This is a genomic window from Streptomyces sp. NPDC046881 (assembly GCF_040645015.1).
In the GTDB taxonomy this organism is placed as follows: domain Bacteria; phylum Actinomycetota; class Actinomycetes; order Streptomycetales; family Streptomycetaceae; genus Streptomyces.
In genome coordinates this window covers 27,750-53,430 of the sequence record NZ_JBEYXJ010000054.1, presented here as the reverse complement: position 1 = coordinate 53,430, position 25,681 = coordinate 27,750, and the positions used below count along the sequence as shown (strand labels likewise).

General features: G+C 73.8%; 26 protein-coding genes. 19 read left to right on the top strand and 7 right to left on the bottom strand.

Annotated features, from left to right (window positions below; genetic code table 11):
* Window positions 1-416: 416 nt before the first annotated feature.
* A complete protein-coding gene (locus tag ABZ923_RS24375) occupies window positions 417-902 on the bottom strand; it encodes a MarR family transcriptional regulator (protein WP_361475360.1) in 486 nt (161 codons plus the stop codon).
* Between the two features lie 148 nt (window positions 903-1,050).
* On the opposite strand from ABZ923_RS24375, the gene ABZ923_RS24370 reads away from it, so the two are divergent.
* The 4 genes from ABZ923_RS24370 (at window position 1,051) to ABZ923_RS24355 (ending at window position 5,124) form a co-directional block, all read left to right on the top strand.
* A complete protein-coding gene (locus ABZ923_RS24370) occupies window positions 1,051-2,205 on the top strand; it encodes a PP2C family protein-serine/threonine phosphatase (protein WP_361475358.1) in 1,155 nt (384 codons plus the stop codon).
* 145 nt (window positions 2,206-2,350) lie between these two features.
* On the top strand, window positions 2,351-3,238 hold the full coding sequence (locus tag ABZ923_RS24365) for an STAS domain-containing protein (protein WP_361475356.1): 888 nt from the start codon (window positions 2,351-2,353) through the stop codon (window positions 3,236-3,238).
* 100 nt (window positions 3,239-3,338) lie between these two features.
* Complete coding sequence (locus tag ABZ923_RS24360) at window positions 3,339-3,827, top strand: anti-sigma regulatory factor (RefSeq protein WP_361475354.1); 489 nt, start codon at window positions 3,339-3,341, stop codon at window positions 3,825-3,827.
* Window positions 3,828-3,936: 109 nt separating this feature from the next.
* Window positions 3,937-5,124, top strand: a complete 1,188-nt coding sequence (locus ABZ923_RS24355; RefSeq protein ID WP_361475352.1) for a PP2C family protein-serine/threonine phosphatase — start codon at window positions 3,937-3,939, stop codon at window positions 5,122-5,124.
* Window positions 5,125-5,147: 23 nt separating this feature from the next.
* Here the strand turns inward: ABZ923_RS24355 and ABZ923_RS24350 are convergent, their stop codons facing one another.
* Both ABZ923_RS24350 and ABZ923_RS24345 read right to left on the bottom strand, forming a co-directional pair.
* Window positions 5,148-5,645 (bottom strand): MarR family transcriptional regulator, encoded by a 498-nt coding sequence (locus ABZ923_RS24350; RefSeq protein ID WP_361475364.1) that lies wholly within the window; start codon window positions 5,643-5,645, stop codon window positions 5,148-5,150.
* A gap of 167 nt (window positions 5,646-5,812) precedes the next feature.
* On the bottom strand, window positions 5,813-6,691 hold the full coding sequence (locus ABZ923_RS24345; protein WP_361475350.1) for a YihY/virulence factor BrkB family protein: 879 nt from the start codon (window positions 6,689-6,691) through the stop codon (window positions 5,813-5,815).
* A gap of 247 nt (window positions 6,692-6,938) precedes the next feature.
* Between ABZ923_RS24345 and ABZ923_RS24340 the strand changes: the two genes are divergently transcribed.
* The 3 genes from ABZ923_RS24340 to ABZ923_RS24330 are packed head-to-tail and all read left to right on the top strand — an operon-like array spanning window position 6,939 to window position 10,083.
* Complete coding sequence (locus tag ABZ923_RS24340) at window positions 6,939-8,612, top strand: PP2C family protein-serine/threonine phosphatase (protein WP_361475348.1); 1,674 nt, start codon at window positions 6,939-6,941, stop codon at window positions 8,610-8,612.
* Window positions 8,609-9,697 (top strand): cobalamin-dependent protein, encoded by a 1,089-nt coding sequence (locus ABZ923_RS24335; protein WP_361475346.1) that lies wholly within the window; start codon window positions 8,609-8,611, stop codon window positions 9,695-9,697. Before ABZ923_RS24340 ends, ABZ923_RS24335 begins: the two co-directional genes overlap by 4 nt.
* Window positions 9,694-10,083 (top strand): STAS domain-containing protein, encoded by a 390-nt coding sequence (locus ABZ923_RS24330; protein WP_361475344.1) that lies wholly within the window; start codon window positions 9,694-9,696, stop codon window positions 10,081-10,083. Before ABZ923_RS24335 ends, ABZ923_RS24330 begins: the two co-directional genes overlap by 4 nt.
* A gap of 52 nt (window positions 10,084-10,135) precedes the next feature.
* Here the strand turns inward: ABZ923_RS24330 and ABZ923_RS24325 are convergent, their stop codons facing one another.
* From ABZ923_RS24325 to ABZ923_RS24310, 4 genes are read right to left on the bottom strand one after another with little or no spacing between them, the layout of a single operon-like run.
* A complete protein-coding gene (locus ABZ923_RS24325; RefSeq protein WP_361475342.1) occupies window positions 10,136-10,408 on the bottom strand; it encodes a hypothetical protein in 273 nt (90 codons plus the stop codon).
* Window positions 10,409-10,426: 18 nt separating this feature from the next.
* Window positions 10,427-10,876 carry a hypothetical protein gene (locus ABZ923_RS24320; protein ID WP_361475340.1) on the bottom strand — a complete coding sequence of 150 codons (450 nt, stop codon included), beginning with the start codon at window positions 10,874-10,876 and terminating at the stop codon, window positions 10,427-10,429.
* Window positions 10,873-11,871, bottom strand: a complete 999-nt coding sequence (locus ABZ923_RS24315; RefSeq protein ID WP_361475338.1) for a metallophosphoesterase — start codon at window positions 11,869-11,871, stop codon at window positions 10,873-10,875. The genes ABZ923_RS24320 and ABZ923_RS24315 overlap by 4 nt, the downstream gene beginning before the upstream one ends.
* Window positions 11,868-12,428: a cupredoxin family copper-binding protein gene (locus ABZ923_RS24310; protein ID WP_361475336.1), complete on the bottom strand. Its 561-nt coding sequence runs from the start codon at window positions 12,426-12,428 to the stop codon at window positions 11,868-11,870. The genes ABZ923_RS24315 and ABZ923_RS24310 overlap by 4 nt, the downstream gene beginning before the upstream one ends.
* A gap of 536 nt (window positions 12,429-12,964) precedes the next feature.
* Between ABZ923_RS24310 and ABZ923_RS24305 the strand changes: the two genes are divergently transcribed.
* From ABZ923_RS24305 to ABZ923_RS24250, 12 genes are all read left to right on the top strand, one after another.
* Window positions 12,965-13,582, top strand: coding sequence for a sigma-70 family RNA polymerase sigma factor (locus ABZ923_RS24305; RefSeq protein WP_361475334.1), 618 nt, complete (start codon window positions 12,965-12,967; stop codon window positions 13,580-13,582).
* Between the two features lie 25 nt (window positions 13,583-13,607).
* Complete coding sequence (locus tag ABZ923_RS24300) at window positions 13,608-14,414, top strand: anti-sigma factor (protein ID WP_361475331.1); 807 nt, start codon at window positions 13,608-13,610, stop codon at window positions 14,412-14,414.
* A gap of 659 nt (window positions 14,415-15,073) precedes the next feature.
* Window positions 15,074-15,496, top strand: a complete 423-nt coding sequence (locus ABZ923_RS24295; RefSeq protein ID WP_361475329.1) for an ATP-binding protein — start codon at window positions 15,074-15,076, stop codon at window positions 15,494-15,496.
* A gap of 16 nt (window positions 15,497-15,512) precedes the next feature.
* Window positions 15,513-15,929 carry a hypothetical protein gene (locus tag ABZ923_RS24290; protein WP_361475327.1) on the top strand — a complete coding sequence of 139 codons (417 nt, stop codon included), beginning with the start codon at window positions 15,513-15,515 and terminating at the stop codon, window positions 15,927-15,929.
* An 88-nt stretch (window positions 15,930-16,017) separates the two neighbouring features.
* Entirely contained in the window at window positions 16,018-16,230 is a 213-nt protein-coding gene (tatA, locus tag ABZ923_RS24285; RefSeq protein ID WP_361475325.1) for a Sec-independent protein translocase subunit TatA, read from the top strand.
* 9 nt (window positions 16,231-16,239) lie between these two features.
* Window positions 16,240-17,058 carry a twin-arginine translocase subunit TatC gene (tatC, locus tag ABZ923_RS24280; protein ID WP_361475323.1) on the top strand — a complete coding sequence of 273 codons (819 nt, stop codon included), beginning with the start codon at window positions 16,240-16,242 and terminating at the stop codon, window positions 17,056-17,058.
* Window positions 17,059-17,216: 158 nt separating this feature from the next.
* Window positions 17,217-18,728 carry an SDR family oxidoreductase gene (locus ABZ923_RS24275; protein WP_361475321.1) on the top strand — a complete coding sequence of 504 codons (1,512 nt, stop codon included), beginning with the start codon at window positions 17,217-17,219 and terminating at the stop codon, window positions 18,726-18,728.
* Window positions 18,729-18,733: 5 nt separating this feature from the next.
* On the top strand, window positions 18,734-20,110 hold the full coding sequence (locus ABZ923_RS24270; protein ID WP_361475319.1) for a deoxyribodipyrimidine photo-lyase: 1,377 nt from the start codon (window positions 18,734-18,736) through the stop codon (window positions 20,108-20,110).
* Window positions 20,111-20,827: 717 nt separating this feature from the next.
* Window positions 20,828-21,775 carry a 2,3-diaminopropionate biosynthesis protein SbnA gene (sbnA, locus tag ABZ923_RS24265; protein ID WP_361475317.1) on the top strand — a complete coding sequence of 316 codons (948 nt, stop codon included), beginning with the start codon at window positions 20,828-20,830 and terminating at the stop codon, window positions 21,773-21,775.
* 62 nt (window positions 21,776-21,837) lie between these two features.
* The gene (sbnB, locus tag ABZ923_RS24260; protein ID WP_361475315.1) at window positions 21,838-22,845 is read left to right on the top strand and encodes a 2,3-diaminopropionate biosynthesis protein SbnB; all 1,008 of its coding nucleotides are present in this window, start codon (window positions 21,838-21,840) and stop codon (window positions 22,843-22,845) included.
* Window positions 22,842-24,755 (top strand): FAD/NAD(P)-binding protein, encoded by a 1,914-nt coding sequence (locus ABZ923_RS24255; protein ID WP_361475313.1) that lies wholly within the window; start codon window positions 22,842-22,844, stop codon window positions 24,753-24,755. Before sbnB ends, ABZ923_RS24255 begins: the two co-directional genes overlap by 4 nt.
* Window positions 24,752-25,681, top strand: a complete 930-nt coding sequence (locus tag ABZ923_RS24250; RefSeq protein WP_361475311.1) for a homoserine O-succinyltransferase — start codon at window positions 24,752-24,754, stop codon at window positions 25,679-25,681. Before ABZ923_RS24255 ends, ABZ923_RS24250 begins: the two co-directional genes overlap by 4 nt.

The window sequence follows — 25,681 nt, the reverse complement described above, 5'->3', positions numbered from 1 at the left end:
AGCGGCTCGGCGTCTCCCAGATGCACGTCTCCCGGCTGATCACGCGTCTGCTGGCCCGGCTGCGCGAGGGCATGCTCAGCACCACCTGATCCGCCACACCGCCCGAGCCACGGGCCCGGCGCAGGGTGCCGGGCCCGCCGAGCCATGCCCGCGGTGAGGCGCGGCCGCATTCGGAGAACGCGCCGGACCGCCGTCGAGACGCTGCTCACAGCGGGTCCCGGGCCCGGCGGGGTATCCGAAGCGGGAGGCTTCCGGTCCAACAGTTGCCGTTTGACAACAATGGCCGTGAGGCAACAAAGTGTCGGAGTCGTGACGCCCGGGGAAGGATCCGCAATGTTCCGGTGGACGGAGGCCGCTCCGTGCGCCGGCCATCCGAGCCCTGAAGTGCAGGGGCGACCGGTGGCCCGGCCCGGGGCTCAGGCCGTCCGGTCTCCGGCGTGCGGCGCGTTGTCGTGTATCTGCAGCGCCGCCGTGGCGCAGAACGCCTCCAGCCCCTCCAGGAGCGCGGTCCGCTTGGCGGCGGGCATCAGCTCCAGCACCGCCTGCAACTCCTGCTCCCGGCGGGCCCGCAGGTCGTCCAGGAACGCGCGGCCGCGGCCGCTCAGGTGCAGCCGCACCTCGCGGCGGTCGGCCGGGCTGACCGCTCGCTCGACGAAGCCGGCGGCGACCAGGCGGTCGCAGAGCCGGCTGGTGGACGGAGGCGTGGAGGCCAGGGAGTCGGCAAGGGTGCGCAGGTTGATGCCGTCCTGGTGCTCCAGCATGAGCAGGACGCGCATCTGGGACGGAGAGGCGGGCGCGGTCGAGGCCCGCCCCCACAGGACTTCCAGCAACTCCACGGCCGTCAAGGTCACGCGTGCGACCTCGGCGGGCTCGGGGCGGGCGCGGAAGACAGTCACCGTCACACTCTCGCAGGCACTGGGACGGCCGCCAGCGTACTAGGTGCCGGGAGCGGCAAGAGATGGTTCGGACGATCGGCGTGACCGGCTCCGGGTGGCCTCGTCGCCCGGGCGCGGCCCGGGTGTCCGTCGAAAGATAGGTGTATTTACCGTCGTGAACAGATTTGTGACCGCCGAGCGCGCCCTGCGCACGGCGGCGCCGCACGAGTTGTTCGACGCTGTGCGCCGGGCGCTGACCGAGGAGTACGCCGCGCGCTCCGTCGAGTTGTACCTGGCCGACTACGGCCTCACCGTCCTGCAGCCGCTGTCGGTGCCGACGGCGGAGCCGGTGTCGGCGCACGGCAGCGCGGCCGGCCGTGCCTTCGGCTCCCAGGAGCCGTTCGTGGAGGCGGTCCACGAGGAGTGCGCACGCGTCCATCTGCCGGTCACCGTGCGCGGGGACCGGCTGGGTGTCCTGTCGGTCACCCTGCCGGACGGGGACGGCGGTTCCGGTCTGCTGGGCGAGCTCGCGGACATCGCCGAGGTGCTCGGGCACGAGATCGTGGTCGCCGAGCGGGACACGGACGTGTACCTGCGGGCGAGGCGCAAGGACCGGCTGACCCTGGCCGCCGAGATGCAGTGGCAGCTCCTGCCCGGCCGCGCCTGCGCCCGCCCCGAGTACGAACTCGGCGCGCAGCTGGAGCCGGCGTACGCCATCTACGGTGACAACTTCGACTGGTCGGCCACGGCGGACCACCTCATGCTCTACGTCACCAACGGCATGGGGGAGGGCATAGAGGCCTCCCTGTTGACCAACCTGGCCATCAACGCCCTGCGCAACGCCCGGCGGGCCGGGATCGCCATCGACGACCAGGCGGCCCTGGCCGATCAGGCGGTGTACGCGCACTACCAGGGGCGCTGCTATCTCTCCGTGCTGATGTTCGAGTTCGAGCTCGCCACGGGCCGGGCGAAGGTCGTGGACGCCGGTTCGCCGCAGCTGCTGCGGCTGCGCGACGGAGCGGTCGAGCGTGTCGCCTTCGAGGCGCAGCTCCCGCTGGGCATGTTCGAGGAGACGGACTACGTCTGCCAGGAGTTCCAGGTCGAGCCGGGCGACCGGCTGGTCTTCGTCAGCGACGGGGTGCACGCGGTGGCCTCGCCCAAGGGGGAGGCGTACGGGGACGCCGCCCTGGCCCGGGCGATCACGGCCACGCGGCTGCTGCCGGCCGCGGAGGTGCCGCGTGCCATCCTGCGCGAGCTGACCGGCCATCGCGGCCGGTCCGTCCCGGACGACGACGCCCTGGTGGTGTGCCTGGACTGGCACGGGCGCTGAGCCCGCGCCCCGCCGTCGCGTGCCCGCGCCGGATGTGTCGATGCTGTGTCGTTTCACCGCGCTCGCAGTGCTCATACTTGTCATGAGGCAATAATCGTCGCGGTTGTGTCCGTCTCGGCGCAGCGGCCTGTCGCGGAAGGAAACGATGCAGGTGTCTGAGCAGGCCGCGGAGGAGGCGGCGGCGCGGGAGCTGGAAGCCTTCCTGGAGCGCCGTCGCGAGCAGATCGCCCAGCGGTGGGCGGACGCGCCGCTCTTCCGCACGGTCTTCACCGTCTCGCGCGACGAGGCCGTGGAGGCGTGCAAGGTCGTCGTCGACGCGCTGGGTGACGTGGCGTCGAGCGGCCGGCTGGAGGACGTCGCGGCCCCCGGGTTCGACTCGGCGCGCGAGCAGCTGGGCCGCATGGCCGCCTCGCGGGCCCGCAGCGGCATCAACCCTGCCCAGGTCGCGAACGAGGCAGCCCGGCTGCGGGTGGTGACCACCGGGCTGCTGCACGGCGAGGACCTGCCCGAGCCCACGGCGCGGGACACCCTGCAGGCGCTGACCCTGCTGATGGGCACGCTACGGCTGGTGATCATGGAGACGACGGTGCTGGCCGGCGAGGACCTGATAGCCCGACAGCGGCAGCAACTGCTCGAAGTGGCCACCCCCGTGATCAACCTGTGGGAAGGCGTCGTCGCGGTGCCCCTCATCGGCACCCTGGACAGCGCCCGCAGCCAGGTGGTCATGGAGTCGCTGCTGCAGGCCGTCGTGGAGCAGCGGGCCCGTTACGCGATCCTCGACATCACCGGCGTCCCGACGGTCGACTCCCTGGTCGCGCAGCACCTGATGAAGACGGTCGCCGCGGCCCGGCTGATGGGCGCCGAGTGCATCGTCTCCGGCATCCGCCCGGCCATCGCGCAGACGATCGTGCACCTGGGCATCGACCTGAGCCCGGTCCTCACCCGCAGCTCGCTGGCCGACGCCCTGTCGTACGCCCTCGCCCGGCAGGGCATCGAGGTCTCCCGGCGCGCGGGCGGTGCGGCCCCGCGATGACCACCTCCCTCCCGGGTGGCTCGGCCCCGGTGCCGCTCCCGGCACCGGGGGACCGCCTCCCGGGCTCCCGGGGCCGCCGGTCCGCTCCGGGGGGTCCGTGATGACGGCCTCCGATCCCACCGCCCCGGCCAGCCTGCCCATCGGCTCCGACGCGGATCTCGCGTGGGTCCGTCAGCGGGTGCGGCAGTTCGCGGCCGGGCTCGGCTTCGGGCTGGTCCAGCAGACGAAACTCGTCACCGCGGCGAGCGAACTGGCCCGGAACACCCTCGTGCACGGCGGCGGGGGGCAGGTCGAGATCAGCGCGCTCGCCGACGGCCCGCGGCGGGGGATCCGACTGGTCTTCAGCGACACCGGACCCGGCATCGGCGACGTCGAACGGGCCATGACCGACGGCTACAGCAGTACGTGCGGTCTCGGTCTGGGCCTCGGCGGGGCCAGGCGGCTGGTGGACGAGTTTGCCCTGGACAGCAGGCCCGGCCGGGGCTCCGTCGTCACCGTCGTCGCCTGGGTGGCCGGCGTACCCGGCGCCCGGTCGGGGTCCGGACGACGCGCGGATGAGACGTCCCCGGGCCCGGGCGCCGGGGAGTGACGACCCGTCCGCCGCCCACCCCTCCACGGTCCCGAACGCGACGGACCGCCCGAACCCGCCCCCCGACCGCGATAGCGTGGAGGTCACAAGGGGAGAGGATGGAGACACCGTGAACGTTTCTGAACCGGTTCCGTCCGTGGAAGCCCAGCTGCGCGCGGCCCCGCCCCACGCCCTGGTGGCCACGGCCGGCCGGCTGCTGGCCCAGCGCTTCGGCGCCCAGGACGTGACGCTCCTCCTCGCCGACTACGGCCTGACGGTCCTGCAGCCCGTCACCCACCTGCCGCACACCGGCGATCCGGTCTCCGCGCAGGACGGTCCCGCGGGTACCGCCTTCACCACGCAGAAACCGGTGGTCGAGGTCACCACCGACCCGGCCACCGAGCTGGTCCACCTGCCCATCACCGTCCGCGGCGACCGTCTCGGCGTGCTCTGCGTGCGCGTCCCCGACACCGCCACCGACCCGGGCACCGTCCTGCGGCTGGGCGACTTCGCCACCGCGCTGGCCCACGAGCTGGCCACGGCCGGCCGGGACACCGACCTGTACCTCCAGGCCCGCCGCACCCGTCGCCTCACCCTCGCCGCCGAGATGCAGTGGCAGCTGCTGCCGGGCCGGGGCTGCGTACGCGACGAGTACGTCATCGGCGCCCACCTGGAGCCGGCCTACGCCATCGGCGGCGACAACTTCGACTGGTCCACCAGTGCCGACCACCTCACCCTCACCGTCACCGACGGCATGGGCCAGGGCATCGACGCCTCCCTGCTCACCAGCCTCGCCGTCGGCGCCCTGCGCAACGCCCGCCGTGCCGGCATCGGCCTCGCGGACCAGGCGTGCCTCGCCGACCAGGCCGTCTACTCCCAGTACGGAGGCAAGTCGTACGCCTCCACCCTCCTGCTGCACTTCGACCTGGCCACCGGCCGGGTGCGCGCCGTGGACGCCGGATCGCCCCAGCTCTACCGGCTGCGCGGCACCGCGATCGAACACATCGCACTCGAGGCCCAGCTGCCTCTGGGCATGTTCGAGGAGACCCTCTACGAGGAGCAGACGTTCCAGGTCGAACCGGGCGACCGCCTGGTCGCCATCAGCACCGGTGTCCACGGCACCCGCTCGGCGACCGGGGAGGTGTTCGGCGAGAGCGTGCTGCGCCAGATCCTGAGCGCGACCCGGCGGACACCCCCGCACGAGACGGCACGGTCGGTCGTCGCCGGGCTGCTCGAACACGTCGGCCACGAGGGGCTGCTCGCGGACGCCGCCGTGGTCTGCGTCGACTGGAACGGCCGCCCCGCCGGGACGTCCTGAGCGGCGCGGCCGGACCGTGGACCCTACGGCGTCTCCGGCGGCCGGTGCGGCGCCTCGCCCTGTGCCGTGAGGAAGGCCTTCATGCCGCGGACCAGCGCCGCTCGCTCCGCGGGCGCCATGCGCGCCAGCACACCGGCCAGGGCCTGGGAGCGCCGGCGCGCCACATCTCCCAGCACCCGGCGCCCCTGGCCGGTGAGCCGCAGTTGCACCTCACGGCGGTTGTGGGGGTGCAGCGCGCGCTCCAGCATCCCGGCCGCCTCCAGCCGGTCGCACAGCCGGCTGGCGGTGGGAAGCCCTATGTCCAGGCGCTCCGCCAGACCGGTCAAGTTCACCTCCGGCGCCGTCTCCAGGGTGCGCAGCGCCCGCAGCTGGTGCAGGGACAGTCGTACGGCCGCCTCCTGGGCGGCGATGGACCACAGGTTCGCAAGGACTTCCACGGCATCGGCGATCTCACGCGCGCCGGCGCTCGACTCGTCACCCGAGCCCTCAGCGCGATCGTCGGCGCCGCCGGGAAGAGTCACGAACACATCACTTTCCGTAAGATCCGGGTGCTGCGGGGACAACCCATAATCTCTCGCTGTACCCGAGGGGCCTGAGGGCAAGCAGGGTTTGCGGTGCGGGACCACCCGGCCGCGCCCACAGGTACGCCTGAGCGGCCTGCCCGGCGTGCGGGCCGCGGCCGCGGGCGCTAGGGGGCGGGTGCGGGACGATCGGCTCCTTTCCCCCGGGCGGGCTTGGCCAGCTCCGCGTTGAACTGGGCGCCGACCAGCAGCGCCAGGTTGGACAGCCACAGCCAGACCAGGAAGACCACGACCCCTGCCAGCGAACCGTACAGCCGGTGATAGGTCGTGACGTGGGAGGTGTAGACGGCGAACCCGACGGAGACGGCCAGCAGGAGCAGCACCGCCAGCGCGCCGCCCGGTGCCATCCTCCGCACCGGGCGGGAGGGCGCGGGGCCCGAGCGGTACAGGACCAGCACCAGCGCCACGGCGACCACGGCCACCAGCGGCCAGCGCAGTGCGTCCCAGGCGACCTGCGGCAAGGTGCCCAGGTTCAGCGCCCGGCCGAGCCGCCGGGCCAGGCCGCCGGTGAGGAACAGCGCGAGGGTGGTCGTCAGGAGCAGGGAGATCAGGACCAGGGCCGTGACGATGATCCGCGGAGCGGTACGCCAGACCGGCCGGTCCGCGCTGATCCGGTGCATGGCGTGCAGCGCCCGGCGGAACACGCTCAGATAGCTGGAGCCCGACCACAGAGCGCCCGACCCCGCCAAGAAGATCAGCGTCCACGCCGTGGACGGCTGTCCGGCCACCTCCACCAGGGTGCTGCGCAGCAGGGCGCGGGAGGCGACCGGGGCGGCCTGCGACATGCGGTCGATGACCTCCGGCTTGGCCGTCGGGACGGTCAGCCCCACGATCGAGAGGATCACCAGCAGGACCGGGAACAGGGCCAGGACCGCGTAGTACGTCAGCGCGGCGGCCCAGTCGGTGACGTCGTCGTCCCAGACGGCCACCGGCGTCCGGCGCAGCGCCGCCCACCAGCGGACGGCACGGCCGTCCGCGTCCTCCATGAGGCGGATGCTCTCACCCCCGACGCTCGGTCGTTCCCCGGCCACGACAGCCGGTCGCCTTCCCCGGAACACGATTGTCATGCCCCGAATCCTTCCGCAATGGTGGGGGGAGAACCGAATGTGATGGTCCGGTGCGGCTTTTCGGGACGGGTTGCGACGACGGGTACGGGTGCGGGACTGTTGCCGTAAGACATCTATTTCCCCATGGCAGGAAGGTGGTGGGGTGCGCACGTGCGTGCCTCCGCTTGTGTCTTCTTCCCCCGGTACCTCCGCCCGTCCCCCCGACGCCGGCCAGACGGTCGGCGCGACCTGGACTGAGGCCCCCTGTCCCGTTCTCATCGTCGACCGCCACGGCGGCCTCGTCGACGTCAACGGGGCCGCCCGGATACTCCTTCCCGGAGCCGCCGGCGGCGACTGGCTGCACGAGCACGTCCCGTCCTGGCTCTGCGACGCCCACCAGCGCATCAGCGACGGCCTGCGCGGACCGCGCGCCGAGCCGCTGAGCGGACCCATCAGGGAGCGCCACTTCGAGGCGCATCCCACGGCGGCCGGCGACGGCGACGTGGTGTGGTGGCTGGTCGACGACACCGACCGCCGCCTGGCCGAGGCCGCGCTGACCGACGCGCAGACGCGCACCGAGATCCTCTCGCAGGTCTCCAGCACCCTGCTGTCCACCCTGAACGTGCCGCGCTGCATGGAGGTGACCGCCTCCATGGCCGCGGAACACCTCGCCGACGCCGCGGTCCTGGTCGCCCCGCCCCAAGGGCGGCGCCACCCCCTGACCCACGCCGTCAGGGGCAGGCCCGTCACCCAGGTCACCCGGCTGGTCGACGTCACCGGCGTCCCGGGCCTGCCCGAGGCCCTGCAGGGCTTCCCGCCCGTGCCGGCCCGGTGGATAAACCCCGCCGACATCCCCGACTGGGTCACCCCGGACGGTTTCGCCGGCCCGGTCGGCTCCGTGATCGTCGCCCCGCTCCCCGGTCACGGTGTGCCCGCCGGGGCCCTGATCCTGGTGCGCTCCAGCACCGAGCAGTCCTTCACGGAGGGCGAGGAGGTCTTCGCCCGGCTCTTCGCCGCCCGCGCCGGCGCCGCCCTCTCCGCCGCCCGCCTCTACAGCGAACAGGCCACCGTCACCGCGACACTGATGCGCGAACTGCTGCCGCCGCCGCTCAGCAGCGTGCACGGGGTGGAGTACGCCGGCGGCTACCGCGCGGCCAAGGACCACGAGCGGGTCGGCGGGGACTTCTACGACGTCCACCCCGGCTCCGACCCGTCCCAGGACACCTTCGTCGTCCTCGGCGACGTCGCGGGCAAGGGCCTGGACGCGGCCGTGCTCACCGGCAAGATCCGCAACACGCTGCACGCGCTGCTGCCGCTGACCGACGACCACCAGCGGGTGCTCGACCTGCTCAACGGCGCGCTCCTCACCTCCCACCACGCCCGCTTCGCCACGCTGGTGCTCGCCTCCGTCCGCCGCCGCGGCAGCCGGGCCGAGCTCCGGCTGACCAGCGCCGGCCACCTGCCGCCGCTGATCGTCCGCGCCGACGGCACGGTGGAGGTGGTACCCGCCCACGGGTCCCTGGTCGGTGCGCTGCCCGCCGTCACGGCGCACACGGTCCGCACGGTGCTGGCGCCCGGCGAGACGTGCCTGCTCTACACCGACGGCATCACCGAGGCGCGCGGCGGCCCGCTCGGCGACGAGTTCTTCGGCGAGCGCCGTCTGCGCCGGGCCCTGGCGGAGTGCGCGGGCCTCCCGGCGGAAGCGGTCGTGGAACGGGTGCAGATGCTCGCCGCCCAGTGGCTGGGCACCGGCCGCCACGACGACATGGCCGCCGTGGCGATCAGCGTGCCCCGAACCGGCCCGCTGACCGTCCTCAACGGGCGGGCGGACGCGAAGGCGAAGAACAGGAGGAGCGCGTGAGGCACCCCACCGCGGCGGCCGGTCTGGCGGACCGGCTGTGGCAGGCCGTGGCCGACGGCGACGAGTACACGGCCGTCGACGTCCTCCACGAGGCGGCGGCCGACGGTGTGGACGAGGAGACGCTGCTCCTGGAGGTGATCGCACCCGTGCAGGAGAAGGCCGGGACCGAATGGGCCGCCGGCCGCATCACCGTGGCACAGGAACACGCCGCGACCGCCATCAACGAGCGGGTGGTCGCCACCCTCGCCCACCGCCGCGCGGCACCCGAACGCCACCCCCCTGGCCGCGGCCGGGTGACGGTCGGCTGCGTCGACGGCGAATGGCACGCCTTCCCCGCCCGGCTCGTCGCCGAGGTGCTCCGGCTGCGCGGCTGGCGGGTCGACTACCTCGGCGCCCGGACCCCCACCCCCCATCTGGTCGCCCACCTGCACCTCACCAACCCCGACGCGGTCCTGCTGTCCGCATCGCTCCCGACCCACCTGCCGACCGCCCACGCAGCCGTCACGGCCTGCCAGGCCATCGGCGTCCCCGTCATGGCGGGCGGCCGGGCCTTCGGCGCGGACGGCCGCCACGCCCGCCTTCTCGGCGCCGACCGGTGGGCGGCCGACGCCCGCGGCGCTGCCGCGGCGCTGGAGGCGGGCCTCGCCCGGCCCGGACCGGCGGCGATCCGTCAGGTGGCGGACGACCTGCCGCACCTGGCCGACCAGGAGTACACGATGGTCGTCCAGTCCCGGCCCCTGCTCGTCAAACAGACCCTGGCCGACCTCGAAACCCGGTTCCCGGCCATGCGCGGCTACGACGACGCCCAGCGCGAGCACACCGCGCAGGACATCGCCCACATCGTCGACTTCCTGGCCACCGCCCTCTACATCGACGACCCCGCGATCTTCACCGCGTTCCTGACCTGGACCGCCGACATCCTCGAAGCCCGGCACGTGCCCGCCCGTTCCCTGACGACCGGCCTGGACATCCTGGCCGAGCAGCTCCGCGAGTTCCCCCGCACCCTCGGCCTCCTGCGCGCAGGCAGTGCCGCGGTGCTCGACCGCCCCACCCGTCCTGTCCCCGGCCCCCACCTCCCCGCATGACCAACCTGCATCCCACCGAATTCACCGTCACCGTCTACCGCACGGCCGGCACGCTCACCGTGCGGGTGGCCGGCGAGCTGGACTACGACACCTGCGACGGCCTGACCGACATGGTCGCCCGGCACCTGACCGCCGACCAGGCGGGGCTGAGCGACGTACGCCTGGATTTCCGCGGCCTGACCTGGATCGACTCCTCCGGTCTGTCCGCCCTGCTGACGGTCCGCCGCCGGGCCGGTGCCCTCGGTGCCACGCTGCACCTGGACCACCGGCCCGACGTCCTGGACCGCATGCTGCGCCTGACGAACGTGCTGGACCACCTCATCGCTCCCGCGAGCGGGGAGGGGACCCCGGACTGGCGCCGAAGAACCGCGAGGGGTGACGCCTAGGTCTTGTCCGTCTTCGCGCTCGCGAGCTTCCGGGGCTGCCGGGCGGTGCCGGTCAGCGCGGCCCGTGGCCGAGCAGGGCGGCCCGCAGTTCGTGCTCGGTGATCTGCTCGGCGGGGCGGTGGAGCACCCAGCGGTGGGGTTCACCGTCCATGGGCAGCACCGAGACGACGGTCCGGAGCGGTGGGTGGCCGGCTTTGCCACGGACCAGCTGACGGATGACGACCGCCGTGTCGTCGTCCAGGCCGAGCAGGGCCCGTACGGCATGGTTCAGTTCGCGCAGGCGCGGGCTCGGCCAAGCGATCCCCGGGCGTGGTTGCAGGTGCATGGGGTGTCCTCGGGGGGTTCAGTCGGGTGGTGTGCGGGTGGTGGCCCCGGCGGCCGTCCCGGCGGGTGGCCGGGCGGCGCGGGGGCGTCCGGCCAGGGTCACCTGCCAGACGGCGAGCAGCAGCAGCGTGCCGGTTTCGGCGAGGAGGCTGAGGGCGGCTTGCGGCGCGGGTCGCAGACCGTGCTCGGTGAATCCGAACACCCCGACGGTGCGCGAAGCGGCGAAACCGCCCAGGGCGCCGAGCGCGACGCCTGCCGCCGCGATCCTCAGCAGCGGGGGCGGTGTTCCGGCCGGCAGCAGGACGGCGAGGGCGAAGGAAGCGCCGGCCTGGAGCAGGAACAGGGGGCCGATGACGGGGACGAAGCGGTAACCGTCGATGTAGAGCTGGGCGTGGAGGTAGCCGCCCGCGGCGAGGGTCGCGGCGGTCGCCGGCCGCAGGGCCGCGGCGAGGAGGCGTCGGGTGTTCATATGAGCCTCTGGTCCGTGATGGCCAGCTCGCGCTCGCCCCGGCGGTAGCCGACGGTGCGGATGCCGAGTGCCTCCTTGAGCTGCCGCGCGGGGACGACCTGCGGGGTGGGGGCGGGAGCGCGGCCCGGGTGGGGCAGGGGATAGGCGGTGGTGGTGGCGGAGTGGAAGGTGATGTTGCCCTCCGTCTTGGTGAAGAGCTGGTGGACGTGCCCGTTGAGGCAGGTGACGGAGGAGAAGCGGCGCAGGAGGGCGATCACCTTGAGGGCGTCGTCCGTGCTCCAGCCCCACCGCGGGTACATGGCGAACAGCGGGATGTGGCTGAAGACCACGACGGGGGTGTCCGACGGCAGCCCGGCGAGGTCCTTGCGGACGAAGTCGATCTGGGCGTTGCCGAGGTGGCCGAGCTTCTCCAGGCTCAGGGTGTTGACCAGGGCGATGAAGTGCACGCCGTGGGTGTCGAAGCTGTACCAGCCGTCGCCGAGCGTGCCCGTGCCGAAGGTCCGCCGGTAGGCGCGGCCCGCGTCGCCGATGGAGTCGTGCTCGCCCGGCACGGTGAAGACGCGGTCCGTCCGCAACCCGGTCATCATCTGCTTGACCTGGTCGAACTGCCCGGCCGTGGACAGGTGGGTCAGGTCACCGCTGTGCATCACGAAGTCGGGCCGGAAACCGAGCGTGTTGACCTGGTGGATCGCCTCGGAGAACGAGCCGGCCACATCCGTGTTGGCCGGCCCCTGGAACCCGATGTGGCTGTCGGAGACCTGTACGAACCGCAGCGCCCCGCTCTCGGCGGCGGCACCGGCGCTGCCGCGGGCGGTGCCTTCCCGGGAGTCGGCGACCTGGCTGATCACTCGTCCGCCGGCCACGGTGAGCACCACGGCACCACCGAACCACGCGGTGTGGCGCATGAGTTGACGCCTGGTCATGCCGTGCTCGGTACCGGGCCGGCCGGTGTCCTCGGCCGGTGCTCCGTCGTGGCTGTTCCAGGGACCGGTCATCGGGTCACCTCCACGGTGGCGGTCATGAACGGATGGATGGTGCAGAGGTAGGTGTAGGTGCCGGGCTGGGTGAACGTGTGGCGGTACGTGGCGTGGGTGGCCAGGGCGGCCGAACGCAGCGGGCCGCCCGACCCGGTGCTGGTGACGGTGTGGGCGTCGGTGTCCTGGTTGGTCCAGGTCACCGTCGTGCCCACCTTGATCTTCAGCGTGGCCGGGGAGAACGCGAAGTTCTCGATCGCCACCGCGTCGCCGGTGACCGGCGCGGTCCGGGCGCCCCTGCCCGAGGAGCTCCCGGGCATGGGCATGCTCATGCCCGGCATCGGCGGGGTGCCGGAAGCGGAGCCCGCCGCGCCGCCCGGACCCGTGGCGCCGGGCATCCCCGCCGTCCGGTGCTGACCCGGGCCGGGCGTGAGGGCAGCGGCTCCGGTCGCCGCGGAGTGCGACGACTGGCCGCATGCGCTCAGGAGCCCCAGGGCGCCGCCGGCGGCGACGATGACGACGGCCGCTCCGGCCGCAGCGCGTGACCGGCGGCCCGGCGCGCGAAGGTTCAGGTACATGGTGTGCGTTCCTCGTTGATCAGGCGGGGACGTGGACCGCGCCGGCTCGGCGCGCGCACCCGCGCGAAGGTGTGGTGGATGCCGTGTTCGTGGGCGCGTGCCCCGCACCGGCCGGCCGGCGGACGGGCCGGGGTGTCGCCCCGTGCCCGCCGCTCGCCCGGACGTACCCCGCGCCGCACGTGCGCCCCGGTGAGCCGCCGGGGTGCGGGCGGGGGCGGGGCGGACGGCGCCGGGAGCGTTCGCGGCCTGTGGCGTGTCGCGGCCGTCTCCGTCCCCTCCTTCGCCGCGTGGGGAACCGGTGGGGAATCACGCCGGAGTCGGCTCTTGTCCGGCTCCACGGGCGGCGGGGGCCCCGCGGTTCGACAGCTGCGCACTTTTTCCGGACGAATCGGTGACGCCGCAGGTCGGCCGGGGTCTCGGAGGGCGGGCACGCTGAGCGCCGGCGATGCCGTACGGACCGGCGGGAGTCCCTCGCCCACGACACGCGGCGGACGTCACCCGCCCCTTTCCGTGCGTTACAGGACAAAGCCGTGCATATGCGCGACGATCGGCTCATGCCCTGGAACCGAAAACATGGCCCGCGGACCCGGCCGGATCGCTCCGCGGACCGTGTCTCTGGTGAAGGGACGCTTTCGACCGCAGACGAGGAACTGCTGCGCACTCTGTACGCCGAGCACGCGGGACCCCTGTTCCACTACGTACTGCGACTGACCTCGGGAGACTGGCAATGGGCGGAGGACGTGGTGCAGGAGACACTGCTCCGGGCGTGGCAGCACCCCGCCGCGTTCGACCCCGCACGCGGCCCGGCCCGGGCGTGGCTGTGCACGGTCGCCCGGCACCTGGTCATCGACGCCCACCGGGCCCGGCGGGCGAGACCGGCCGAGACCGGCGGCGAGGCGCTGGAGCGGGTCGCCGAGCAGAACCCGGGCGAGGACGAGATCGATCAGGCACTGCAGAGCTGGGCCGTCGCCGACGCCGTCCGGTCGCTGTCCCCGGACCACCGCGCCGTCCTGCTGGAGACCTACTACCGGGGCCGGACCATGGTGGAGGCGGCGCGCGTGCTGGGTATCCCGCTGGGCACGGTGAAGTCGCGGACGTACTACGCCCTGCACGCCCTGCGGCTGGCGTTGCAGGAACGCGGGATCGAGCCGTGACCGGGTCGTGCGGGAGGTGGCGATCATGAGCACGGAGCACGACGATCTCCGGCTGGCGCTCGGAGCGTACGTCCTGGGCGCCCTGCCGCCGGAGGAAGCGGAGCCGGTGCGCGCCCACCTCGCGCACTGCGCCGAGTGCCAGGCGGAACACGCCCGGCTGGCCGGACTGCCCGCGCTGCTGGCCACGGTGACCCTGGCCGAGGTTTCGGGGCCCGCGGTGCCGACGGCCGACGGGAACCTGGCCGACCGGCTGGTGGCACGGGCGGGCGAAACCGTGCGCGGCCCCTCACCGGAAGAGTCCGCGGCGCCCGCGGCGCCCGCCGTGCCCGTGACACCGAGGACGCGGGAGGGAGGCGTGCTGGAGCGACTGCTCCAGCAGGCCGCGAACCGGCGCCGCAGGACCCGGCGCCTGCAACTGGCCGGCGCGGCCGCCTCGGTGGTGCTCACCGCGGCAGCGGCCGGCGGCGCCTGGCTGGCCGCCGTCGGCACCGTGGGCACCGTGGCGGAGCCGCCCGGGCCGAGCGCGACGGCGTTCACGCGCACCTTCTCGGGAAGCGATTCCGCCACCGGCGTCACCGCCTCGGTGCGGGTCTCGCCCTCCGTCTGGGGGAGTGTCCTGCAGGTCTCGGCCAGGGGGGCGCCCGCCGGGACCACCTGCCGGCTGCAAGCGGTCGGGCCCGACGGAGCCAGGGCGGACGGCGCCACCTGGTGGGCCGGCAAGTACCCTTCCGGCACCAGGATCCCCGGGACGGTCGCCATGGCCCCCGAGGCCATCCAGCACTTCGAGATCATCGCGGACAACGGCCAGAAGCTGGTCACGATGCGGGCGTGAACCGACGGCGGCTCCAGGAGGCCGGTGCTCACGGCACCGGCCTCCTCCCGCGTGCGCGTGGCCGCCGTCGCCGGCCGCTTCCACCGCGCGGCACGGCTCCGGCGGGGGAGGGGCCGTCGACCACGGCGGCTCCCGGAGCGGCGCGGCGGCCCCGGTGACCGGCACCGCTGCCTCGTCGCCGAGAGGCCGACGGGCGCCGCGCGGGCCGGTACCCGGGCACGGGCGTGCCGCACCGGGGCAGGGGGGGGCTGCCGGGCCGGGGCAGGGGCGTGCCGGACCGGGGCAGGGGCTTCCCTCGCACGGCCGTGGCGTGACGGTCCGGCAGCGGCGTCTCCGCCCGCTTCGGTGGCGCTGCGCCCCGGCATCCCTCCTGGCGCGACCACGGGCGGGGAAGCGGGCCGCCGGTGCCCGGTCGGCCCGCGTGCGGCAGCGAGTTGCGGCTGAGGGGCCCGGTGGGCCAGGCCGGGCCGCCGCCCCGGTGCGAGCCGCAAGAAGTCGTGCAAAAAGGGCAGATTGCTCGAACCGTTCAGCATGCCTCACCCGTGAAACCACATGAGCGCGCCATACAGGATCAGCCCGCCGACACCCCGAGTGGTTGCCGCCGGAGGTCCGCCCTCCCGGTCTCCGCACACTCACGGAAGAGTCAGAGAACGATGTTCGTGACCGACCTCCCCCGCACGAGTCCGCAGCCCGGCCGGCCCCGCCGCCACGAGGCGCAGCTCACCCTGCCCGCGCAGGAGGCGCACGTCGGCGCCGTCCGCCACTTCACGGCGGATGTGCTGGAGGCCTGGCAGGTACCCGCGAGCGAGCGGGACTCCGCCATCCTCATCACCGACGAACTCGCCGCCAACGCCGCCCTGTACGGCCGCGAGCGGATGACCCTGCGGCTCGTCCTCGACGACGGCACGCTGCACATCGTGGTCGCCGACTCCGGCAGGGCGGTGGAGCGCCACCGCCCCGACATCCCTCCCGACGAACACGGCCGCGGCACCGGCATCGTCCAGTACCTCGCCCAGTCGACCGAGGCCCACCAGACAGGCGGTGGCCGCGAGGTCCGCGCCCGCCTGCGGTGCTCGTCCTGACCGGGAGGAAGCGACCATGGACAGGACCCCGGACCACACCGAGGGCATCGACGTCCCGCCCCCGCACGAGGCGTACGCCGGCGCACCGGACCTGCGCCACGAGATGCACGAGGTGCTCGCACTCGAGGCCGAACGCGACGGCCGCCGGGCCGGTCCCGGCACCGGCCCCCCGGCCGACACGACGGCCGCCGAACGCGTCCGACTGCTGCGCCGGGCCGCCCTCATGGACCGGCTGGCCTGCGCCGCCCCCGGCCCCGGCCCGGTCGCGGCGGCTGCGGACACCGCCGGACAACTCGTCCTGCACGACCGCCGCCACCCCGGTCTCGTGGCCGGTCCGCGCCACCCCGACACGGTCATGCGCGCCGTGAGCCGCCGCCTCTACGTCCGCCAGGAGTACGCCGCCTGGACGGCCGCCGGGCGCCCGGGAACCTGAACCCGCCCCGACCGGAAGAAGGAAACATGACCAGCGACGACAGCGACACCCGGCAACAGGAACGGTCGCGCGGTACGGGCGCCGGCGCATGCGAAAGGACGGTGTGACGGTGTTCCGCAACGCGCTGGAGCCCTGGCACCTGCTGGTCCTGGCCGCGGTCGTGATCATGGTCTTCGGCTCGAAGAAACTGCCCGACACCGCACGGGCGCTGGGCAAGTCCCTGCGGATCCTCCGGAGCGAGACCAGGGCGATGCGGGCCGACGACGCCTCGGACGAGGCACGCCCCGGGCGCGGCACGTGAGGCCTGGGCATGCCGAAGCAGGTCCGCACCGGGAGGAAGGACCCCGAGGGGCGGATGCCGCTCGGGGAGCACCTCCGTGAACTCCGCACCCGGCTCGCCAGGGCCGTCCTCGCCGTCCTGGCCGTCACGGTCCCCGCGGCTTTCTCGTACAAAAAGATCATCAGCCTCCTGGTACGGCCGGTCCTGGCAGCGGTCGGCTGCCCGGCCCCCCTCGCCGATCCGGCCGGGCATCCCGCGCACACCGTCTGCGCGCACCTCACGATCAACGGTCTGCTCGCGCCCTTCACCCTGGCGCTGAAGGTCTCGCTGGTGGCCGGCGTCGTGCTGGCCTCTCCGGTGTGGCTGTACCAGCTGTGGGCGTTCGCCGCCCCCGGCCTGCACGAGCGCGAGCGGAAATACGCCTGCGCGTTCGCCGGTACGGGCGTCCCGCTGTTCCTCGGCGGCGCCTTCTTCGCCTACGAGGTGCTGCCCAGGACCGCGAGGGTACTGATCGGCCTCACCCCGCACGGCGTGCACAGCCTGCTGCCGCTGGACGAACTGCTCGACCTCGTCACCCGCATGGTGGTCGTCTTCGGTCTGGCCTTCGAGATGCCGCTGCTGCTGGTGATGCTGAACCTCACCGGAGTGCTGTCCGGCCGGCGGATGCTGGGCCGGTGGCGCGCCGTGGTCGTGGGCATCACGGTCTTCTCGGCCGTGGCGACGCCGAGCACGGACCCGCTGACCATGCTGGCGCTGGCCGCGCCGATCTGGGCGCTCTACTTCGCCGCCGTCGTCTTCTCCCTCCTCGGTGACCGGCGCAGGGCGCCGAGGGGGCAGCCGGTCCGGTGACCCGGCTCGCCTGCCGTGGCCGGGGGGCCGTGGTGCTCCTGTCACCCGGTTGCCCCGCGCATCCGGTGCATCCGCGCGGGCGGGCGGCACCGTAGAGGTAACCGGGGAGCGCGCGGGGGAGCGACGAGGCCCGGACGACTGAGGAGGCGGCGGTTCACGTGGAGGACGCGAGGCTCTGTCTGGTGACCGGCGCCAGCGGCTACATCGGCGGGCGGCTGGTGCCGGAACTGCTGGACGCCGGGTACCGGGTGCGCTGCCTGGTGCGCACGCCCCGGAAGCTGCGCGACCAGCCGTGGGCCGGGCGGGTGGAGGTCGCGCGCGGTGATGTCACCGACGCCGGCTCGGTGGCGGCGGCGCTGGAGGGCGTCGACGTCGCCTACTACCTGGTGCACGCGCTCGGCACCGGCCGCGACTTCGAGCGGACCGACCGGGAGGCGGCCCGCCTGTTCGGCGAGCGGGCCCGCCGGGCGGGCGTCGGCCGCCTGGTCTACCTGGGCGGGCTGACCCCGGCCGGCGTGCCCGAGCGGGAACTCTCCCCGCACCTGCGCTCCCGCGCCGAGGTGGGGCGCATCCTCCTCGGCTCGGGCGTGCCGACGGCCGTGCTGCGGGCCGCCGTCATCATCGGCTCCGGGTCCGCGAGCTTCGAGATGCTGCGCTACCTCACCGAGCGGCTGCCGGTGATGGTCACCCCGCGCTGGGTGCACACCCGCATCCAGCCCATCGCCGTGCGGGACGTGCTGCGCGTCCTGGTCGGCTGCGCCGGCCTGCCGGCCGACGTCGGCCGGGCCTTCGACATCGGCGGCCCCGAGGTGCTGACGTACGTGGAGATGATGCGGCGGTACGCCGCCGTCGCCGGGCTGCCCCGGCGGCTCATCGTGCCCGTGCCCGTGCTCACCCCCGGCCTGTCCAGTCACTGGGTCGGCCTGGTGACCCCCGTACCGGCCGCCATCGCCCGTCCGCTGACGGAGTCGCTGCGCCACGAGGTGGTGTGCCGGGAGCGGGACATCGAGCGGTACGTGCCCAGCCCGCCCGGCCACCCCATCGGCTTCGACCGCGCCGTCGCCCTCGCGCTGGAACGCGTGCGTGACGCGCAGGTCGCCACCCGCTGGTCCTCCGCCTCCGTGCCGGGCGCGCCCAGCGACCCGCTGCCCACCGACCCGGACTGGGCGGGCGGCAGCCTCTACACCGACGTACGCGAACGCCGCGCCGACGTCGCGCCCGACGCGCTGTGGGACGTGGTCGAGGGCATCGGCGGCGAGAACGGCTGGTACTCCTTCCCGCTGGCCTGGGCGGTGCGCGGCTGGCTCGACCGCCTGGCCGGCGGGGTGGGCCTGCGCCGGGGACGCCGGGACGCCCGGCGGCTCCGGGTCGGCGACTCGCTGGACTTCTGGCGGGTGGAGGAGATCCAGCGCGGGCGGCTGCTGCGGCTGCGCGCCGAGATGCGGCTGCCCGGCCTGGCCTGGCTGGAGATGCACGTCGACGCGGACGGGGCCGGCGGCGCCCGATACCGGCAGCGCGCCCTGTTCCACCCGCACGGACTGCTCGGCCAGGTGTACTGGTGGAGCGTGTCGCCCTTCCACGCGGTCGTCTTCGGGGGCATGGCCCGGAACATCGTCCGCGCCGCCGAACGCGCGCAGGCGCGCGGCCCCGCGCTCCCGGGGGAAGGCTGACACCGATGCGCGTCGCGGTCGTCCTGTTCACCTCCGACCTCCGTCTGTACGACCATCCGCCGCTGCGCGCGGCCCTGGCGGCCGCCGACGCGGTCGTGCCGCTCTTCGTGCGGGACCGGGCCGTGGCCGCGGCCGGGTTCGCCACCCCCAACCGCAGCGCGTTCCTCGCCGACTGCCTCGCCGACCTCGACGCCGGGCTGCGCGAGCGCGGCGGGCGGCTCGTGGTGCGCTCCGGCGACCTGGTGGAGGAGGTGTGCCGCGTGGTCCGCGAGGCGGACGCCGACGAGGTGCACCTGTCGGCGGCGCACAGCCGCTTCGCCACCCGGCGCGAGGAGCGGCTGCGGCGGGCGCTGGAGTCCGACGGGCGCCGCCTGTCCGTGCACGACGCGGTCACCGTGGCCGTGCCGCCCGGCGAGGTGACCCCCGCCTCGTCGGACCACTTCGCCGTCTTCACGCCGTACCTCCGGCGCTGGACGCAGGTCCGGCTGCGCCCGGCCGTCGGCGCCCCGCGCCGCGTCCCCGTGCCCGACCACGTCCGGGGCGAGCCGCTGCCCGCCCGCGGCGCCGCCCCCGGCGTCTCGCCCGGACTGCCGGCCGGCGGGGAGCGCGCGGGCCGCAGACGGATGGCCGCCTACTGGCGCAACGGACTCGACGCCTACGACGACACCCGCGACGACCTGGCCGCCGACGCCACCTCGAAGCTCTCCGCGCACCTGCACTTCGGCACCCTGTCCGCGGTGGAACTGGTCCACCGGGGACGCCGCCGCGGCGGCCCGGGCGCCGAGGCACTGGTCCGGCAGCTCGCCTGGCGTGACTTCCACCGCCAGGTCCTCGCCGCCCGCCCCGACGCGGCGCACACCGACTACCGCACCCGGCACGACCGCTGGCGCACCGAGAGCACCGCGCGGGACGACATCGAGGCGTGGCAGGAGGGCCGTACCGGCTATCCGGTGATCGACGCGGCGATGCGGCAACTGCGCCACGAGGGCTGGATGCACAACCGCGCCCGGCTGCTGACGGCCGGTTTCCTGAGCAAGACGCTCTACGTCGACTGGCGGATCGGCGCCGCGCACTTCCTGTACTGGCTGGTCGACGGGGACGTGGCCAACAACCAGCTGAACTGGCAGTGGGTGGCCGGCACCGGCACCGACACCCGCCCCAACCGGGTCCTCAACCCGGTTGCGCAGGCGAAGAAGTACGACCCCCGGGGCACCTACGTGCGCCGCTGGGTGCCCGAGCTGCGGGGCGTCGCGGCCCCGGCGGTGCACGAGCCCTGGAAACTGCCGGGTCCCGACCGGGCCGCGCTGGACTACCCCGACCCGGTGGTGGAGCTGTCGGAGGGCCTGGAGCGCTTCCGCCGGGCCCGCGCCCGCCCGCGGTGACCTCGGGCGCCGGTGTCCCGGCTGCCCGGAGGGTTTCATCTCGTTGTCATAGACGCGTCACGGAGGGCGAGTTAGAGTTACCCCAAGATCACGCAACGCCGTCACATCGGCAGTCCGTGACATACAGGCAACACCATTGCCGTCCACGGGGGAAGGGGAAAGGCGTGCATGTCACGCGTGCGCTCGTCGCACCGAGGGAAAACCACTCCAAACCGTCCCGGGCGTCGGTCCACGAGCAGACGGACGACCACTTAGCGCTCATCGACGCCCTGCCGCCCGGGCGAGCGAACTCCCGTCCCACTGACCGGAGTAGGCGGCTCCCGCACCGCGAGCAGCGGTGTCCCGACCAGCACGGCACAGTCCCCGCGACGCACCGGCGACTCGCCGCCTCCGGGGAAGGCCCTTCCGCCCGCACCCGGACCGTCCCGTGTCCGCGCGCCCGGGCGCGCCTCCCGCACTGTCGCACCGGGCGACTCATCGACGGGCCGGGCACTTCCCACGGCTGAGGCCGCGCTCTCCTGACGTCCGGCCGGACGGGGTGGGCTGCACTCCGCCGGCGCACTCCGGACCACGTCCGCGTCCTGTTCCGCGACGGCTCCTGCCCCGCGTCCTCGGCCTGCCCGCGCCCTCCCGCGCCCGGGTGGTCGTCGGCGTGCCGTCGGCACCGCACCACTCGTACCACCTCCGTCACGCTCGACCCGTTTCCGAAGGTGCTCGATGATCTTTCGCAATGCGTACGACCTGGTCCTCGACGACCTTTTCCTCGACCTGAGCGGTTTCATCCCCGGCATCGACCTCACGCTCAAGATCGAAGGCCTCAACCTCGCGGGGTCCATCAAACTGAAGGCGGCCGTGGGCCTGCTGGAGGACCTGGAGCGCCGTGGCGTGCTCAAGCCCGGCGGCCGGGTCATCGAGTCGTCCTCCGGCAACCTCGGCATCGCGCTCAGCTCGGTCTGCGCGGCCCGCGGCTACCGGTTCACCTGTGTCGCGGACCCCAACACCGCGGCCACCAGCGTCCGTCTGATGCGGGCCTACGGCGCCGAGGTCGTCATCGTCGACCGCCGCGACGCCAACGGCGGCTTCCTGCAGTCCCGTATCGACCACATCCACGCCCGGCTGCGCGAGGACCCCGGCCTGGTGTGGCCCAACCAGTACGCCAACGAGGCCAATCCGCAGGCCCATTACCGGCGTACCGCCCCCGCCCTGCTCAAGGAGCGCGAGGTCGACGTCCTCTTCGTCGGCGCGGGCACCACCGGCACGCTCATGGGCTGCGCCGAGTACTTCCGCGAGCACTCGCCCGGTACCCGCATCATCGCGGTCGACACCGCCGGCTCGGTCACCTTCGGTGCGTCCCCGGCCCGCCGGCACATCCCCGGCCTGGGCACGAGCCGGCGTCCGGAGATCTTCCGCGACGGGCTCGTGGACGAGGTCGTCATGGTGCCGGAGGCCGAGGCGGTGCGCATGTGCCGGCGGCTCGCGACCGGGCGGGGCATCCTCGCCGGCGGCTCCACCGGTTCGGTGCTCGCCGCGGTCGAGACCCGGCACCGCGACATCCCCGAGGGCGCCTCGGTGGTCGCCATCAGCCCGGACCTCGGCGAACGCTACCTCGACACGATCTACGACGACGACTGGGTCGGCGAGCGCTTCGGCGCCGTCGACGACTGACCCGGACCCGGTTGCCGTCTCCGCCCCACCGCGCATCACGCACAGAGATTGAAGGAGTCACCATGTTCGAATTCGATGTCGTCAACGGCCGTACCGTCCGGGACATCGTCCGGGACAGCCGCCGGGACATCGTCCGGGTCGTGCGCGACACCTACCTGGCCCACCACGCCGGGCGTTCCGTGAACCCGGACAGCTACTTCCTCCGCTTCCCCGAGAAGCCGGCGGACCGCATCATCGCCCTGCCCGCCTACCTCGACGGCGAGCGGGAGGTCGCCGGCATCAAGTGGATCGCGAGCTTCCCGGCCAACATCGAGCGCGGCATCCCCCGCGCCTCGGCCACGCTCGTCCTCAACGACGCCGAGACCGGCTACCCGTTCGCGCTGCTGGAGGCCTCGCAGATCAGCGCCTCCCGCACCGCCGCGTCGGCCGTCCTGGCGGCGGACGTCCTCACCGGCGGGCGCAAGGGCGGCCGGCTCGCGGTGGTGGGCGCGGGCATCATCGCCCGCAACATCCTGGAGTTCTTCCACGCCGAGCAGTGGACGTTCGAGCAGGTCGCGGTGCACGACCTGAGCCAGGAGTACGGCACCGCCCTGGCGGCCCACGCCACCGAGCGGCTGGCGTACCCGGCGTCCTACGCCCAGACCCTCCAGGAGGCCGTGTCCGGCGCCGACCTGGTCGTCTTCGCCACCACGGCCGGTGAGCCGTACGTCCTCGACCCCGACGCCTTCGCCCCCGGGCAGATCGTCCTCAACATCTCCCTGCGGGACATCGGCCCCGAGATCATCGCCGGCTCCTACAACGTCGTGGACGACGTCGACCACTGCCTGAAGGCCAACACCTCACCGCACCTGGCCGAACAGAAGTACGGCAACCGGGACTTCATCACCGGCACCCTCGCCGAGGTCATCAACGGCGAGGCCACGGTCGGCACCGACAAGCCGGTCGTCTTCTCGCCCTTCGGCCTGGGCGTCCTGGACCTCGCCGTGGGCCTCGAAGTGCACCGCGTGGCCGCCGAGTCGGGCCGCGTCACCGCCATCGCCGACTTCTTCGGGGAGACCGAGCGGTGGTGACGACGACTTCCCTCCAGCCGACCGCGGTCGCGGGCACCGTCGGCATCATCGGCCTGGGCTCCCGCGGCATCGGCGTCCTCGAACGCCTCGTCACCCGCGCCGCACGGCCGGACTGGGCGGGCCGCCGGCTCGTCGTCGAGGTCGTGGACCCGGACGGCAGCGGCGTCGGCATCCACGCCGTCGACCAGCCCGACCACCTGCTGCTCAACACCGTCGCCGCACAGGTGAGCCTCTTCCCCGACGAGGCGACGGTCGGCGCGGCCGTCGGCGACCGGGGTCCCGACCTGTACACCTGGGTGACGGCCCGGGGCCTGAAGGTGGGCGAGGACGGCTACACCCTCGGCGACGAGGGCCGGCCGGTCCGGCCGGACGACTACCTGCCCCGCAGGGTGCTCGGCGAGTACCTCGCCTGGTTCCTGCGGCGCCTGCTGGACCGGGTCCCCGAGAACGTGGAGATACGGTTCCACCGCGCCACGGCGACCGGCCTGTCCGCCGGTCCCGGCGACTCCCGGCAGATCACCCTGGACACCGGCGAGACGCTGCGGGTGGACCGGGTCTTCCTCACCACCGGCCACACCCCGCCGGCCGCGCCCGATCCCGGAGCACCGGGCGCGTCCCGTCGCATCCACGCCATCTACCCGCCCGCCGCGGCCTTCGCGGAGGTCACGGCCGGCCGGACCGTCGCCCTCGGCGGCACCGGCCTGTCGGCCATGGACGTCCTCGCCTCGCTCACCCTCGGCCGGGGCGGCCGGTACGAGGCGGCCGACGGCGGCCTGCGCTACCTGCCCAGCGGACGGGAACCGCGCGTCCTGCTGTTCTCCCGGACCGGCATCCCCTTCCGGGCCCGGCCCGCCGCCAACCGCACCGGCGGACCGTACCGGCCGGTGGTGTTCACCGCCGAGGCCCTGGACCGCCTCCGCGCCACCGGGGACGACCGCCCGCTGAGCCTGCACGGCGACCTGCTCCCGCTGATCCGCACCGAGATGCGCATCGCCTTCCACCGCCGCGGCGCCGCCCTCGCGCGGGGCGCCGACGCCGAGCACGCCCTGACGGCCAGGCTCCGCGCGGCGGCGGACGCGGGCACCCTGGACGACGAGCTGCGGGCCCTGGACCAGGAACACGCCGAGCGGTTCGGCCACTTCGACCCGCAGGAGCTGCTCTACCCCGACAGCGCCGAGTTCGACTCCAGCGACGCCTACCAGAAGTGGTACGAGGAGCGGCTGCGCTCGGACCTCGTCGAGGCACGGCTCGGCCTCGACGGCAGCCCCACCAAGGCCGGCCTGGAGGTCCTGCGCGACCTGCGCGACGTCGTCCGCCACGCCGTCGACTTCGGCGGCCTGGACGAGGACTCCCACGAGGAGTTCTACGGCTCCTTCACCGCGACCCTCAACCGCTCGGTGACCGGCCCGCAGCTCGACCGGCACGAGGAGCTGCTCGCCCTGCTGGAGGCCGGGATCGTCAGCGTCCCCTTCGGGCCCGCGCCGCGCGTCGAGTGGGACGGGACGGCGTGGCGGATCTCCTCCACCCGCCTGGGCACCGGCCACAGCGAGCCGGCGTACTGGCTGGCGTACGCCACCTCGGGCCAGCCCGACGTGGAGGCGACCGGCAGCCCGCTGCTGGCGGACCTCGTGGCCGGCGGGCGGATCCGCCGGCACCGCCCCGGCGCGCGCAGCAGCCGCGGTGTCGACATCACGGCGGACCAGCATCCCGTCGCCGCCGACGGCCGGCCCGACCGGAAGGTCCGCGTCCTCGGCCCGCTCTGCGAGGGGGCCACCTTCTACAACCACTACGTGCCCTCGCCCGGCGGCCGCAACCGCGCGCTGGCGGACGCCGACCGGTGCGTCACCGCCGTACTGGCCGAACTCGCCGCCGCCACCGAGCCCGAGACCACCAGGAGCCCTGCGCAGTGACCCTCATCGTCCCCACCCGGATCGACGCCGTCGACCAGCTCGCCGACGAAGGCATCACGGTCACCGTCGAGCCCCGCGACGCCGCCGCCGCGACCCCGGCCGTCGAACTCGCCATCCTCAACCTGATGCCGGACAAGCCGGTCACCGAGACCCAGCTGCTGCGCCTGCTGTCCGGTGCCGGGCTGCCCGTCCGCGTCACCCTGCTGCGCCCCCGGGACCACATCTCCAAGAGCACGCCCGAGGCGTACCTCAAGGAGCACTACCAGACGCACGAGGACGTCGCCGACCGCCGCTTCGACGCCCTGATCGTGACCGGCGCCGCCGTCGAGCTGCTGCCCTTCGAGCAGGTGACGTACTGGGACGAGCTGCGCGGCATCATCGACTGGGCGCGGGAGCACGTCACCTCCGCCCAGTACGTCTGCTGGGGCGCCCAGGCCGCGCTGTACCACCGGTACGGCATCCCCAAGCACGAGCTGCCCGCCAAGCTGTTCGGCAACTTCCCGAACACGCTCACCGACCCCTCCTCCCCGCTCCTGGCGGACTTCGAGCCGGTCGTGACGGTGCCCCAGTCGCGCCACACCGAGAACCTCCGCGCCGACTTCGAGAAGACCGGGGAGCTGCGGATCCTGGTGGAGTCGCCCGAGTCCGGCGTGCACATCGCCGCCAGCCGGGACGGCCGGGAGCTGTACGTCTCCGGGCACCCGGAGTACGACCCCGACACCCTGCTGCGGCAGTTCCGCCGCGACCAGGACAAGGGCGCGGACATCGCCCTCCCGGTCAACTACTTCCCTGACGACGATCCGTCGGCGGCCCCGGTGGAGAACTGGCAGGATCACGGACGGCTCTTCTACCGCAACTGGCTGCGCGGTCTCACGCGCGACGGAATCCCCCTGGCCGACATCACGGCCGAGAAGTCAGGAGTGTAA